Genomic DNA, 13,802 nt, shown 5'->3' on the forward strand with positions numbered 1-13,802 from the left:
GGCCGGATTCGCCCCTGGGCGTACGTCCCCGGGCCGATGCCGTGTGGAGGGCGGCCGGTTAGTCTCCCGGCGTGAACACGAGAACGAAGACCGTGGCCTGGGCGGGGGCCGTCACCTACCTCCTTGCGGTGGGCCTGCTGGTGACAGGCGCGCCGCGGGCGTCGGGCACGGTCCACGGTGTCGGGGCACTGCTGGCCGCGAGCCTGCTCCTCGGAGCGGTACGACGGGCGCCGCTGGCGGCGCTGACCGTGGCGCTCCTCGGATCCACCGCCGTGGTGGCCGGCGCACCGAGCTCCGTTCAGCCTGATTCGGGGGGCCGGTTCCTGTCGTACCTGGCGGTGGACCTCGTCCTGGGCTTCGTCGTCGCCACCTGCGCACGGCGGGCCTCGATCGCCGCCGTGGCCGTGTCCTTCGTCGTACAGCTCCTGGTGATCGCCGTCTTCGCGCACGGGGACGCCCTGACCGTCAACGAGATGATCGCCCTCCTGGCGATGGCCGCGTCCTGCACGGCCGGTCTGCTCGCTCGCGAGCGCCGCGAGCACGCGGTGGCACTGCGTGCACAGGAGACAGCCGAGGCCGTGACCGCCGAACGGCTGCGGATCGCACGGGAGCTGCACGACATGGTCGCGCACAGCATCGGCATCGTCGCCATCCAGGCCGGCGTGGGCAGCCGGGTCATCGACACCCAGCCGGCGGAGGCCCGCGAGGCCCTGCGCGTCATCGAGGCCACCAGCAGGCAGACCCTGTCGGGTCTTCGCCGCACCCTGGTGTCGCTGCGTCAGGCGGACGCGGCGACGGCCGCCTCGGGGCGGTCGCCGCTCGCACCCGCGCCGGGGCTGGCCGACATCGAGCGGCTGGTGGCGGCGACGGCCGACGCGGGAGTCCGCGTCGAGGTGCACCGCAGCGGGGAGCAGCGTCCGCTGCCCGCCGACATCGACCTTGCCGCCTACCGCATCGTGCAGGAGGCGCTGACCAACGTGGTCCGCCACGCGGGCACCGGGCAGTGCCGGGTGAGCGTCGACCACGGGGGCGAGGAGCTGTCCGTGGAGGTCGTCGACGACGGGCACGGTGCCACGGGGAACGGCCCGGCCCACGGCTTCGGCATCGTCGGCATGCGCGAGCGCGTCGGCCTGCTCGGCGGTCACCTCAGCGCCGGCCCGCGTCCCGAGGGCGGCTTCCGGGTGGCGGCCCGGCTGCCGCTGCCCGCACCCGTCGGCGTTCCGGCGGAGGCCACCCGATGACCGTCCGTGTCCTGCTGGCCGACGACCAGCCGCTCGTACGGTCGGGCCTGCGCGTGATCATGGCCGACCACCCCGACCTGGAGGTCGTCGGCGAGGCCGCCACCGGCGAGGAGGCGGTCCGGCTGGTCGGCGAGGTCGACCCCGACGTCGTGGTGATGGACATCCGCATGCCCGGCATGGACGGCATCGAGGCCACCCGCCGCATCACGGCCGGCCCGGCGAGCGCCCGCGTCCTGGTCCTGACCACCTTCGACGAGGACGACCACGTCCACGGCGCGCTCCGGGCCGGCGCGAGCGGCTTCGTGGTCAAGGACATGGCGCTGGACGACATCCTCGCGGCGATCCGCGTGGTCGCCGCCGGCGACGCACTGATCGCCCCGGGCGTGACGCGCCGTCTGATCGCGGACTTCGCCGCGCGCCCCGAACCCACCGGTGCCGCGCAGCGCTCCCCACGACCGGTCGAGGGCATCACCGAACGCGAACGGGAAGTGCTGACCCTGGTCGGCCGCGGCCGGTCGAACACCGAGATCGCACAGGACCTCTTCATCACCGTGGCCACCGCCAAGTCCCACGTCTCCCGGCTGCTGGCCAAACTGGGCGCCCGGGACCGCGTCCAACTCGTGATCACCGCCTACGAGGCGGGGCTGGTCACCCCGACCGGCTGACGGGACCCGTACGAACGGACCGGCCGATCACTTGAAGCGGATCTCGCCTCCGGCGAAGAACTTGAGAATGGTCAGGACGGCAACAAGCTGCATCAGGATGTAGGCCACCTGCGCCGAGAAGCTGCGGATCTGGTAGATGGACAACAGGAGCGCCATGCGGTTGGGCCAGAAACGGCGTTCGGAGCGGAAGGTGTCCGCATCCATCGCCAGGCTGGTGAGGGTGAGCACCAGGAGCATGAGGGAGATGGCCACGGCGACGTTGCCGATCTCCTGATTGGTGATGAGGCTGCCGACGATGCCCAGGGCGATGAGCAGGGTATAGGCGACCGTCAGCGCGTACGCCCGGGCGGGCCCGCGACGGCCCGGCAGCAGGCGCCACAGTGCTCCGAGGACCAGGCCCGCACCGGCCCAGACCAACTCCCAGTAGACGAACATGAAGAGCATCTCGGGGGCGCCGAAGAGGTACACGCCCCGCTGCTCCCATTGGGGCTCGGGCGAGTAGGCCATCCAGACCATGAGAATGCTGCCCGGGAGGCCGAACGCGGCCGCGAGGACGGCGGCATGGCGGGCGTTGTCCCACCATTTGGCGTGCGGCCCCCAGCTCAGGGCGACGTCGACGACGGTGACCTGGAACGGCAGCCAGGGGCGTGCGGCATCGGTGTCGGAGGTCGGGCGCCAGCGGTGGAGCCGGCTGAGTTCCTTCTCGAGTGCGTGCCGGCCGAGGGCGCCCTCGCCGCCCTGCTGCTCCATGGCGCGCAGGGCCGCGGTCAGTTCACGGTAGCGGCGGGCGCGGGCGATGAGCTCGTCGCGCTCGGCTTCGGTGATGGTCTCGCACAGTTGTGGGGAACAGTCGCCGCTGCAGCCCTCGAAATGCTGGGTGAGCACCGAGCGGCGCTGACCAACGGCGAGCAGGCCGTACAGCGCGGCGATGTCGAGCACGAGCCAGATCGCGGCGAACGCCTGGCTGCCGGCGTAGGAACCCTGGCGCCAGGCGACCACGACGGCGAAGAACACCGCCAGCAGGAGCCGGTCCAGTGGTGCCGGGCTGGCGAAGGGCGTGGCGGGGGCGAGGTCCCTGGCCCGCAGCAGGGCCACGATGGCCAGGCCGGTCAGGACCCAGGTGTGGGTGTAGTACCAGGTGGGGATCTGCGCGGCGTAGGAGGCCACGTCCCGGTCGAGGGCCGCGAGGTGCTGAGTGTGGTAGGAGGCCACATTGTGAGCGGCGAGCCAGGTGGTGCGCTGCCACTTGCGTTCCAGGACCCAGACCGCCCACACCTGAAGCAGCGCGATCAACGCCACCAGCGCGGGGCCGAGCCGGCGCAGTCGCCAGGGGCGGGCCGACGGAGGCAGCAGGCCGCCCTGGTGCGCGAGGTGCCAGGCCCATACGACGAAGCCCACCAGCCACAGCCATTGGAGGGCTGCGTCCAGCACCACCAGCACGACGAATCCGCTTGTGTCGGACGGGTGACGGGGAACGGTCATCTGCGGGGCCAGCCCGAGCAGGGGCGGTGTCACGGTCACCGCGACGGCGACCGCCGCGACCGCCGAGGAGGCCACCAGCACAGACCTCTTCGGGCGTGCCGTGACGACCAGGAGCCACCCGGCCACCGCGCCGATGAGCACCGGCCAGCGCATGGTGAAGCCGAGCCAGCCGGGGGGCCGGCTGACGGCGGCGTGGACGGCGTCGACGATTACCTTGTACAGCAGCAGGATCATCACGCCCAGAGCGGCCTTGAGCACACCCCACCGCCACAGGGCGGTGCTGCTGCTGTGTTCCAGGTCGCTGAGCTGCGGTCCGGCGGGCTGACGGAGGGCGCGCAGGGCGGCCAGGACCAGGACGATCGAGGTGCCCACCCACCACGTGGTCATGCCGGCGGCGTTGGCGACCAGCCAGGGTTCACTGTTCGTGTTGATGGCCGTCCAGGCCCGTTGCCAGGGAGGGGTCACCTTCACCGTCACCACCGGGGCGTGGCCGGCCGAGCCGTGCAACCCTGTCCACACCAGGTGCCCACTTCCTGCGGTCGCCGGTTTGGGGGTGACGGCGGCGGTACCGAGGCCGCCGAGGTCGATCTCGACCCGGTCCCAGTAGGCGGCTGTGAGGGCGGGCGGGACGGCGAGCTGCAGGCCCCAGGTACTGTTGCCGACGTCCATCGCCCAGGGGCCGATGAAGAAGTGTCCGCCGGCGTGGAAGCGGAAGAGCGTCTCGTAGCGGACTTCCACCCACGACGTTCCGGCCTGCACCCGCGGACCGTGCGGGCGCCACTCCTCCGGGCGCTGCATGGTGGTCGGCCCGCGCAGCAGGCAGCGCATCGCATGCCGGTAGTCCTCGGATTCTTCGCCCAGCAGCAGGTCGTCGGCGTACATCCAGCCGGCCGGCACCCGTACCGTCATCAGCCCCGTGGCCTGGGGCACGGTCCGGGCCCGGTTCTCCAGCCGCAGCCGGACCTGCGTGTGGGTGGCGGCCAGCTGCGTCGTGTGGCAGTCGTCGGCCGCCGGGGCCCGAACGGCCCCGGCGGCCGACGACGCACCGGACAGACCGCCCCACCAGCAGATCAGGCAGGCGAGCAGCAGCGCGCAGCGCAGCCACGCTCCCCGCCGCGCAGGGCCGTGGCAGCGTCCGGTCCGCCGTCTTCGATGGGCCCGGGCGCCGGTGGTCACGGCGGCGTGTGCCGGCCTGTGCGGTGCGGGCCGTGCCGCCTGCCGTCGTACGGCGCCCGGGAGGGTCTCACGAGGCGGTGCCCGTACTACCGGGGCAGCCGCTGACGGGAGTGCACTGCAGGATCACCTGGCAGGCCTGGCCCTCGGGCTCGCCGCCAGTTCCACCGGTTTTGACGAAGTGCCACTGGGAGGGCTTGGTGTGGCCGGTGCTCACGGCCTTCTCGACGGTGATGCTCAGGGTGCGTGCGGCGACGTCGTGCGTTTCGACCAGCACCTCGTCGTCGGCGACGGGGAAGTGGTCGTGCAGCAGGCACAGGCCGAATCTGTCGAGGTTCCCGTGCTTCTCGAGCACGGCCACCAGGTCGCGGACGAACGGGCTGTCCTGCGGTCCCAGGCCTTCGGCTTCCTCGAAGGAGGGAAGCGCCCGGTCAGGAGAGATTGTCGGGTTTCCCGTGATCTCACTCCTTGACGGCATATTCGGCGGGCATTAGCAGCGTAAATATGCGCAGGAAGGGGTGCAATTCAACCGGCCGTGCTCTTCCAGCCTGCTGGAAATCGTGACTGTGTGCAATGCAGCGGCCCGAGCCGGTCGGGGGACCGCGTCACACCCCGGGCGCGGGACGCACGGCGATCCCGTTCCGCTGGAGCAGCGCCGCCGTGACCCCGTCCCCCGGCACCAGCCTCCCGGCGAACGACCCGTCGTACACCGCGCCGCGTCCGCAGGAGGGACTGCGCGGCATCAGCAGCGCCTCGGTACAGCCGCCGTTCCGCGCCGCCGCCAGTGCACGGCGCGCGCCGTCGAGGAACTCCGCCGTCACGTCCCGCCCGGTGTCCTCGACGACGCGCGCCGTCCCGTCGAGGACGTCGTACCCGTCACCACCCACCAGCTCCGCGGGCCGCCGCGGTGTCACCAGCCCGCCCGCGACCTCCGGGCAGAACGGCACGACTGTGCGACCGGCCACGAAGTCCTCGACCTCCGGCGAGGCCTTGTGCTTCCCGTCGAACCGGCACGGCACCCCGCGCAGACACGCGCTGACCAGCATGGCTTCCATGCCACCAGGGTAGCCACCGGGGCGCGCGGGTCAGCGCCCCTCGCCGGGTGGTGTGCCGCAGCTCTGCCCGCCCGGACCGTCGAACTGGACAGAGCTGAAGTAGTCCCGGTAGGCCGGGAAGAAGTTGCCCTTGCCGGTCGGCCCGGCGGACGTGACGGCGGTGCAGCCGCTGTAGTTGACGTCGGACCACAGGTGGATGGTCGAAGAGGTCCGGTTCCAGTCCGACTTGGCCCGGTCGTTCATGCCGAGCGCGGACAGGTCCGGTGTGCTCCCCCGCAGCTTGATCATGTCTCCGGTGCCGTCGAGGCCCGAGAACATGCAGTAGTAGCCGGCAGGGCAGCGGTCGTACCCGTCGGCGGCGTGCGCCGCGGGGGCCGGCAGCGGGAGGGCGACCGCGGTGGCCACGGCAACCAGCAGGGCACGCAAGGTGTTTCTCATAGTGTCAAGGATCGAGGAGAAGGCGCCGGGCGCCAAGTCGTCTTCCGAGCTTCACCCTTGGAGGGGGAGTGCGCCGCGCGGGGGAGGTGCCCTGCCCACCGCGCGGGCCGCATTGCCGCCCGATGCCGGGGTAGGCGACACGGGCACGCCGGGGAGCGAGCGGGAGGGGTGGTCGTCATGACAAAGAAGCATCAGGTGCCCGGAATCCGCGAGGCGGAAGGCGCGGAAGCCGACCGCAGGGCGGCGGAAGGGGGTGCCCAGGGCCGTCGTGCGGCGGAACGCCTGGCGGGGAAGGAGTCGGACGACGCGCTCGCCGACCTGCGGACGACCCGGGCGGTGCTCTCCCTGACCGGCGCGGAGTCCGGCATCGTCACGCTCACCGCACGCGGGGGCAACGGCATCCCGAAGGGGATCCGCGTCGTCGACGACTCCGGCACGCTGATCGCCGCCTACATCGGTTTCGCCCTGGACGACCTCAGCGTGGCCAAGTCGGCCCGTTCCGCGGTCGCCGGCGCGCTCGCCGGCACCCTCGACACCACCGACGAGGAGGACGAGGCCAAGGCGGAGGCGCCGTCGGGCGTCATCGTCGGCCGGGTCGGAGACGACGTTCCCCTACGGCTGACGCCCGAGGAGTTCCGCAAGCGCGTCGTCGATCTCTTCGCCGGTGAACTGATCGACCTGTCCCGCGAGATACGGAGCGCTACGTCCTGAAAGGCGGGGGCCGGCCCGGTCGGCGTGCGGCCGGCCGGCCACCGTGACGCGAACGTGCGTCACCTGCTGGACTGGTGATGCTCTCTGTGCGAGAGTCGATCCCGCAGAAGCCGGTGCACACGAACGCACGGAGTGATTCGCATGATCGACAGTCGTGGTTTCACCAGACGCAGCGTCAGCAGACGCAGCTTCGGCAGGGCCCTCGGGCTCGGAGCGGGGGCGACCGCCGTGTCCCTGGCCGGAGCCGGCCTGCAGCGACCGCAGACCGCAACCGCCGCACCGACCGCCCCCGCGGCGGCCCCAGGGGCACCCACCAGTACCTTCACCAGTGCCTTTCCGCAGGTGAAGCAGATCAGGGCCGGTCTGCTGGACGTCGGCTACGCCGAACTCGGCCCCGCCCACGGCCCCGTGGTCGTCTGCCTGCACGGCTGGCCGTACGACATCCACAGCTACGTCGACGTCGCCCCGCTGCTGGCCGAGGAGGGCTACCGGGTGATCGTCCCGTACCTGCGCGGCCACGGTACGACGCGATTCCTCTCCGAGCGGACGTTCCGCAACGCCCAGCAGTCGGCCCTCGCCCTCGATCTCATCGCCCTGATGGACGCCCTGCACATCGACAAGGCCGTGCTGGCCGGCTTCGACTGGGGCTCGCGCACGGCCGGCATCGTCGCCGCGCTGTGGCCCGAACGCTGCAAGGCGCTGGTCTCGGCGGGCGGATACCTCGTCACCGACCGCCGGGCGAACCTGGAGCCGCTGGGCGCCCGCGTCGAATACGCCTGGTGGTACCAGTACTACTTCTCCACCGAGCGGGGCCGGCTCGCCATGGAGGACAAGACCCTGCGGCACGATCTGACCAGGCTCGTCTGGGACACCGTCTCCCCGACGTGGGACTTCGACGACGCCACCTTCGAGCGCACCGCAGCAGCCTTCGACAACCCCGACTACGCGGCCGTCGTCATTCACAACTACCGCTGGCGGCTCGGCCTCGCCGACGGCGAGCGCCGCTACGACGCACTGGAGAAGCGGCTGGCCGCGAGGCCGCTCATCGAGGTGCCCGCCCTCACCCTCGACGCCGAACGGGACCCCTTCACACCGGCCGGCAACGGTTCCTCCTACCGGGACAGGTTCACGGGCCCGTACGAACACCGCACCCTGCCGGGGATCGGGCACAACCTGCCCCAGGAGGCGCCCACCGCCTTCGCCCGGGCCGTCGTCGACGTGGACCACTTCTGAAGCCGAAGCCGAAACCGAACACGTCATAGCCGGAGACCGAACCGACACCGAACCGACACCGAACGGAGCTCACCCATGGAAAACAGGGACACCACGGACGGCGCCGCGGCGGTACGCCGGGCACGATTCGGCCGGCTGCCCGCGCGCATACGCTACGAGGACATGGTCGAGGAGAAGGCCGTCACGACGAACGACCCGGCACGTCACGCCCACGACCCCGAGAGATCGTGGACGTCCTTCTCCTGCCTCGCCGTCGACCTCGGCCTGTGACCGCGCAGGCGGCGGATCTTGCCGCACCTTGCCGTCACCTGCCAGAATGGTGATGTGAATCTCGACCATGTCTTCGTGTGCGGAAACCCGGCACTCGACTTCGCCGCAACCCTGCGAGCACGCCGCTCCGTGCGCTTCGAGATGTTCACGACGCCCGACAGGCTGAACGCCTGGTACGTGGAGTCCGGCCTCGTCGACGCGGTCTCTCCCGCCCGACAGGCCGATGTCGAGCAGGCGACGACCGTACGGGAGGCCGTCTACCAACTGGTGACCGCCCGTCGGCTCGGCGAGGAGTACGACAGGGCGGCCCTGGCAGTGGTGAACAACGCGGCCCGCAAGCCCCCCGCGGCGCCGCAGCTCACCCCGTCCGGGCGATGGACGCAGGCCACACCGGAGGAGGCCCTCTCCATGGTGGCGAGGCACGCCATCGAGCTCCTGAGCGGGACGGACGTGCCCCTGCTCAAGGAATGCGGCAACCCGGAGTGCACCCGCACCTACATCGACCGCTCGCGGGGCAAGCGCCGCCAGTGGTGCGGCATGGAGTCCTGCGGCAACAAAATCAAGGCAGCCGCCTACCGTGCCCGCAAGAAGACCATGCCCACCCCGGCGCCCTGAGGAGCGGTCAGCGCCGGGAGGCCGGGCCCACCCGCCTCCGGCCGCGCCCTTCACGGCCCAACGGCCTGTCGAGGCACTGCTGTTGCGAACGCCCCGGCTGCCGTCAGGTGCTGTTTCCCCCCGGGCTGAAGCAGCGCCCCCGGCTATATTCTCGCCGCACACATTCACGGTGAGCGGGGGCACAGTGACACAGGGGGCACAGGCGGGCGACGTCATCGGTGGCCGCTACCAGTTGGTGCAGGCGATCGCCTCGGGCGGCATGGGCCGCGTCTGGAAGGCGTACGACGCCCGTCTGCAGACCGATGTCGCGGTCAAGGAGCTCTGGCTCACCGGGCCCATGCCGCCCGAACAGCGGGCCGCGCTCCTCAAACGCGCCGAGCTGGAGGCGCTCAGCGCCGTCCGGCTGCGCGACCACCCGAACATCGTCACCGTTCACGATGTGGTCGTCGAGCGCGACATTCCCTGGATCGTGATGCAGCTGGTCGCCGGCGGCACACTCCAAGATCGCCTGAGGTCCGGCCCCTTGACGGTCTCCGAAACCAGACGGGTCGCCACGGCCCTGCTCGCCGCGCTCGACGCCGCCCACCGGCTCGGCATCGTGCACCGCGACGTCAAGCCCGCGAACGTCATGGTCACCGAGGACGACCAGGTCCTGCTCGGCGACTTCGGCATCGCCGCCCCCGAGTCCGGCACCGGCATCACCTCGACCGGGGTCGTGATCGGCTCGGCGCCCTACCTCGCCCCCGAGCGCGCCGCGGGCCAGCCCGGCAAGGCGAGCAGCGACCTGTTCTCGCTGGGGGTGACGCTGTACGAGGCCGTGGAGGGCGTCTCGCCGTTCCTGCGCGACTCCTGGGTGGCCTCCGCCCACGCCGTCCGCTACGACGAGGCCCCGCCGATGCGCCGCGCCGGCCGCCTCGAGCCCCTGATATCCGCGCTCCTGGCCAAGGACCCGAAGGCCCGGCCGACGATGGCCGAGGCAGTGGCCCTGCTCAAGACGAGCGGCAAGCAGCCGAAGCAGCAGACGCCGCAGCAAAGAACTCCCACCGAAATCGTCCCCGCCTCCCCGGCCGCCGAGGAATCCGCCGGCAAGGCGACGCTGAAGGTCACCAACCGGTGCGGAGAACCGGTCCACCTCTACCTCGGAGTGGACCACCTCGGCTGGGTCGCCGACAGCGCGACCACCGTCTTCCGGACCGGGACCACCTCCGCCCGCACCCTCCGGGTCAACGCGGGCCACCTGGGCAGCGTCTCCCGCGTGCTGCGGCTCGAGCCCCGCCACCCCACGACCCTCACCGTCCAGCGGAAGGGCGACGCGCTGAACCTGATCGGTGACGGCATCGTGGAGCGGCCCCCACGCAAACGCCCGACGCCCTCGCCCGCGAGACCCGCGAAGTCCGCGCCCCCGAAGCCCGCGGCCTCGAAGTCCACGCCTGTGAAGTCCACACCTGCGAAGTCCACGCCCGTGAAGTCCACGCCCGTGAAGTCCGCACCCGCGACGTCCACGGCCTCGAACGACTCCTCCGCCCGGAACTGGGGCTACGGAGCAGCCGCCCTGGTCGTCGCCCTCCTGCTGTACGCCTTCAACTCGGGCTTCTCCGGCTGGGTCAGCCACTACCTGCACGGCTCCGCGGCGTCGGCCAAGGCCGGCGACTGTCTCCACCGCGACAAACAGGACTGGATCAAGGTGCCGTGCTGGTCGCGCGCCGGCGAGTACAAGGTCCGCACGGCACCCATCCGTACGACCGTCGCCGCCCCATGGGGCAGCTGCCCGCAGCAGACGAACCAGCTCTGGATCGCCACGAGCACCTACGTGTGCGCGGAACGGAAGTAGCTCTTCCGGCGAGCCGAGCCGAGCAGAACCGCACGGTGCTGTCAGGGAGAGGTCGCGTACCGGGTGCCGACGTTGCCCGCGTGCCACTCGTGATTGCCGCTCATCCAGTTCGACAGTCCGGCCACGAAACGGGCGACGAGCGGATTGGTGGCGGCGAGCAGGGCGGCCTGCTCCTCGAAGAGGTGGACGATCTCGTTGTGGACCGCGATCGCCTTCTGGAAGGCGTCCTCGATGGAGCACTCCTCCTCGGCGGCGATCACGGTGGGCAGGCTGTAGTGGAAGCGCCCGCTGGCCTGCTCCTTGCGCAGCGAATACAGGTCGTTGCAGATGGTCGAGGCGTTGGCGGACAGGGCGACGGCCCGCTGGACCGCCGGCTCGGCGAAGACGTGCGCGGGCAGCTCGTAGCCGCCGATGGAGTCGGTGAGGGTCAGACACGGACGGAAGCTGTTGAACTGCCGCTGCACCAGGTACTCCCACACCGCAGGCGTGCGCTCCTGGCTGATGCAGTCGCCCTCGGCGTTGTACCCGAGGTAGAGGTTGACGATGTCGTGCCGGAAGCGGTGCGCCTGTGCCGGGGTGGCCAGGGCGTAGAAGTAGTCCATGGCCGACCGCATCGAGCGCAGGGCGGGGTGCGATTCCAGCCCGGTCCGCCAGTCCGCCTCGTAGCGCGGGGTGTTGTGGGCGGGGTCGATCGCCGACTGGGCCACGGCCAGCGCCGCGCCGCGGCGGTCCGCCGTGCCGCCGTACTGCACCTCGCAGAAGTAGTCGTCCACGGCGTTCTCGCCGATCAGCAGGCGTGCGGCGGCCATGAGGTGATCGATGCCGGGCGCGTCCGGGTGGCACAGGACCACCGACCGTCCTGCGTCGAAGCCGACGAGCGCCTCCCGCAGCTCGGTCTCCGGGTAGAGGCCCACCTCCTTCTCGGCCCACTCGACGAGTCGGTCGTTGACCTCGTCGGCCAGCGCGCGGTCGTCACGGACGGCCGGCGGGCAGTAGAGCCCCTCGATCCGCTGCGAGGAGGACGGTGGCGCGGGGGATGGTGGCACGGAGGGGTGAGGAACGGAAGGCTGAGGCACGGAGGGCTGAGGGACGGAGGGGTGAGGGACGGAGAGCTGCGGCTGCGCAGCGGCCGAAACCGCCGCCGGCTCCACCGCCGGCACCGGGGTGACGGCAGGCGCGAAGCGCAGGGAGTCGGTCCCGATCCCGGTCGGACCGGACAGCAGCCGCGCCACCAGTCCGCGCGTGTCGGTAGTGCCGGGGATTGATGACGTCATCCACAACTCCGTCCAAGGGGGCTTCATTTCACGCTGTCCTCGCCGAAGGGATAGCAGTCGCCGGCGGAGCGGCACAAGGTCGCCCGCCCCCGGGGCGCGCGCCCTGACGTGCGCCTTCGCCCGGGGTGATCTTCGTACAGGGGCTCGGGCGGCAAGGGTCAGTTCGCGCGGTTCCGGCCGTCCTCAGGAGCGCGGATATCCGATCTTTGCGGGCACCACCCTGGGCTGAACACGGTATTCGCGGTGCGCGGCGGGCGCGGCGGGTGGCGAAAACAGGAGGGATGCCTTCCGGCCACCTCGCCCGCCCCCGTGACGCGCTGCTTCACTTGCGGCGCGCAGTTCCGCGGCAGGTCGTCCGGCCTGCATCGAGGCTGTGCTCGGCACGGCGCCCCCCAACTACCGTGGAGAGGACCAGCGATGACGACCGCGGTGACGCCGGACGGCCCGGAGCGCGAACAACCGAGCACCGCCGCACAGTTGAGCCTCGGCACCGCCGCCGCGCGCAACCTCGCGACCACGACCGGGAGCGTTCCGCAGATGCAGGGCATCAGCTCCCGCTGGCTGCTGCGGACGCTGCCCTGGGTGGAGGCCGCCGACGGGACGTACCGCGTCGACCGGCGCCTGGTCTGCACGGTCGGCGACGGACGGGTGACCTTCGTGCAGCAAGGGGCGGCGGTCTCCGTCGTCCCGGCCGAACTGGGCGAGCTGCCGCTGCTGCGCGGCTTCGCGGACGACGAGGTGGCCGGGCGCAGCGAGCCCCTGCGCGCGCACGTGCGAGCCCGCCGCGCCGAGGGCGGGCGCCCGCAGAACCGGCGCGGCGAGGCGGACATCGCGCTGTCCTCCGGCCACACCGGGGAGCCCACGCTGCCGGGCACGTTCGTCGACTACGAGCTCGCGCCGCGCGAGTACCAGGGCACCACCTCGATCCTGGCGATGCGCACCGGCGAGGACGCCGAGGGCGTGATCGGGCTGCGGCGGACCGGCATCCCGGACGAGTACGAGCCCGGGCTGAACGTGTGCTTCATGGGCATCAGCAACCAGGCGATCGTGTCCTACCTGGTCGGCACCTACTACTCGGCCGCCGTTCTCGTGCCCGACGCGCTGGGCGTCCTGGAGAACGTCGAGGTCGGCTGCCCCACCGGCGGCTGACCCGCTCGTCCCCCCTGAACCACGCCACGTCCTGGACCCACCGGTACGTCATAAGGAGCTCCCACCATGACCACCACCCCTGACGCCCCCGCCCACGCGCACGTCCTGCGCACCGCCTACCAGAAGGCGGTCGCCGAGTACTGGAACAACGAGAAGGACCCCGTCAACCTCTCTCTCGGTGACGTCGACGGTCTCTATCACCACCACTACGGGCTGGGCGAGTACGACCCGTCCGTCCTGGAGGGTCCCGAGGAGACCCGGGACGCGCGCATCATCGAGGAGCTGCACCGCCTGGAGTCGGCCCAGGCCGACGTCCTGCTCGACCACCTCGGCCCCATTCAGCCCGGTGACCGTCTGCTGGACGCCGGCTGCGGCCGGGGTGGTTCGAGCATCATGGCCAACGCCCGCTTCGGCTGCGAGGTGGACGGGGTGTCCATCTCCCAGGCCCAGGTCGACTTCGCCAACGAACAGGCCCGCAAGCGCGGCGTGGACACCAAGGTGCGCTACCACTTCCGCAACATGCTCGACACCGGCCTGCCCACCGGCGCGTTCCAGGGCATCTGGAACAACGAGTCCACCATGTACGTCGACCTGCACGACCTGTTCGCCGAACACGCCCGCCAGCTCGCCTTCGGCGGCCGCTACGTCGTCATCACCGGCTGCTC

The 13,802-nt window shown here is 71.4% G+C and carries 14 protein-coding genes and 1 pseudogene; 9 read left to right on the forward strand and 6 right to left on the reverse strand.

Annotated features, from left to right (window positions below):
- Nucleotides 1–71 precede the first annotated feature (71 nt).
- Together AB0K17_RS26420 and AB0K17_RS26425 are read left to right on the forward strand one after the other, a co-directional pair.
- Nucleotides 72–1,241, forward strand: a complete 1,170-nt coding sequence (locus AB0K17_RS26420; protein ID WP_365984471.1) for a sensor histidine kinase — start codon at nt 72–74, stop codon at nt 1,239–1,241.
- Nucleotides 1,238–1,906 carry a response regulator transcription factor gene (locus AB0K17_RS26425; RefSeq protein WP_365984472.1) on the forward strand — a complete coding sequence of 223 codons (669 nt, stop codon included), beginning with the start codon at nt 1,238–1,240 and terminating at the stop codon, nt 1,904–1,906. Before AB0K17_RS26420 ends, AB0K17_RS26425 begins: the two co-directional genes overlap by 4 nt.
- Before the next feature lie 27 nt (nt 1,907–1,933).
- Here the strand turns inward: AB0K17_RS26425 and AB0K17_RS26430 are convergent, their stop codons facing one another.
- The 4 genes from AB0K17_RS26430 to AB0K17_RS26445 form a co-directional block, all read right to left on the reverse strand.
- Nucleotides 1,934–4,564 carry a DUF6185 family protein gene (locus tag AB0K17_RS26430; RefSeq protein ID WP_365984473.1) on the reverse strand — a complete coding sequence of 877 codons (2,631 nt, stop codon included), beginning with the start codon at nt 4,562–4,564 and terminating at the stop codon, nt 1,934–1,936.
- Nucleotides 4,565–4,631: 67 nt separating this feature from the next.
- Nucleotides 4,632–5,039 (reverse strand): hypothetical protein, encoded by a 408-nt coding sequence (locus tag AB0K17_RS26435; protein ID WP_365984474.1) that lies wholly within the window; start codon nt 5,037–5,039, stop codon nt 4,632–4,634.
- A 127-nt stretch (nt 5,040–5,166) separates the two neighbouring features.
- On the reverse strand, nt 5,167–5,616 hold the full coding sequence (locus tag AB0K17_RS26440; RefSeq protein ID WP_365984475.1) for a DUF523 domain-containing protein: 450 nt from the start codon (nt 5,614–5,616) through the stop codon (nt 5,167–5,169).
- A gap of 30 nt (nt 5,617–5,646) precedes the next feature.
- Nucleotides 5,647–6,054, reverse strand: a complete 408-nt coding sequence (locus AB0K17_RS26445; RefSeq protein ID WP_365984476.1) for a peptidase inhibitor family I36 protein — start codon at nt 6,052–6,054, stop codon at nt 5,647–5,649.
- A 177-nt stretch (nt 6,055–6,231) separates the two neighbouring features.
- Here AB0K17_RS26445 and AB0K17_RS26450 point away from each other — a divergent pair, with 177 nt between their 5' ends.
- From AB0K17_RS26450 to AB0K17_RS26470, 5 genes and pseudogenes are all read left to right on the forward strand, one after another.
- Nucleotides 6,232–6,765 (forward strand): hypothetical protein, encoded by a 534-nt coding sequence (locus tag AB0K17_RS26450; protein ID WP_365984477.1) that lies wholly within the window; start codon nt 6,232–6,234, stop codon nt 6,763–6,765.
- A 141-nt stretch (nt 6,766–6,906) separates the two neighbouring features.
- Nucleotides 6,907–7,998, forward strand: a complete 1,092-nt coding sequence (locus tag AB0K17_RS26455; protein ID WP_365984478.1) for an alpha/beta hydrolase — start codon at nt 6,907–6,909, stop codon at nt 7,996–7,998.
- Nucleotides 7,999–8,073: 75 nt separating this feature from the next.
- Nucleotides 8,074–8,268: a hypothetical protein gene (locus AB0K17_RS26460; protein WP_365984479.1), complete on the forward strand. Its 195-nt coding sequence runs from the start codon at nt 8,074–8,076 to the stop codon at nt 8,266–8,268.
- A gap of 54 nt (nt 8,269–8,322) precedes the next feature.
- Complete coding sequence (locus tag AB0K17_RS26465; RefSeq protein ID WP_365984480.1) at nt 8,323–8,883, forward strand: CGNR zinc finger domain-containing protein; 561 nt, start codon at nt 8,323–8,325, stop codon at nt 8,881–8,883.
- A gap of 235 nt (nt 8,884–9,118) precedes the next feature.
- A pseudogene (locus AB0K17_RS26470) lies at nt 9,119–9,856 on the forward strand (serine/threonine-protein kinase); the annotation flags it as partial.
- Between the two features lie 161 nt (nt 9,857–10,017).
- On the opposite strand, the gene AB0K17_RS26475 reads toward AB0K17_RS26470, so the two are convergent.
- Both AB0K17_RS26475 and AB0K17_RS26480 read right to left on the reverse strand, forming a co-directional pair.
- Nucleotides 10,018–10,386: a pentapeptide repeat-containing protein gene (locus AB0K17_RS26475; RefSeq protein WP_365984485.1), complete on the reverse strand. Its 369-nt coding sequence runs from the start codon at nt 10,384–10,386 to the stop codon at nt 10,018–10,020.
- 369 nt (nt 10,387–10,755) lie between these two features.
- On the reverse strand, nt 10,756–12,015 hold the full coding sequence (locus AB0K17_RS26480) for a family 2 encapsulin nanocompartment cargo protein terpene cyclase (protein WP_365984481.1): 1,260 nt from the start codon (nt 12,013–12,015) through the stop codon (nt 10,756–10,758).
- A 390-nt stretch (nt 12,016–12,405) separates the two neighbouring features.
- On the opposite strand from AB0K17_RS26480, the gene AB0K17_RS26485 reads away from it, so the two are divergent.
- Both AB0K17_RS26485 and AB0K17_RS26490 read left to right on the forward strand, forming a co-directional pair.
- The gene (locus tag AB0K17_RS26485) at nt 12,406–13,137 is read left to right on the forward strand and encodes a hypothetical protein (protein ID WP_365984482.1); all 732 of its coding nucleotides are present in this window, start codon (nt 12,406–12,408) and stop codon (nt 13,135–13,137) included.
- A 66-nt stretch (nt 13,138–13,203) separates the two neighbouring features.
- The coding region (locus AB0K17_RS26490) for a methyltransferase domain-containing protein (protein WP_365984483.1) at nt 13,204–13,802 on the forward strand (599 nt) is incomplete at its 3' end.

This window comes from Streptomyces sp. NPDC049585 (assembly GCF_040675615.1).
Classification (GTDB): Bacteria; Actinomycetota; Actinomycetes; order Streptomycetales; family Streptomycetaceae; genus Streptomyces; species Streptomyces luteosporeus.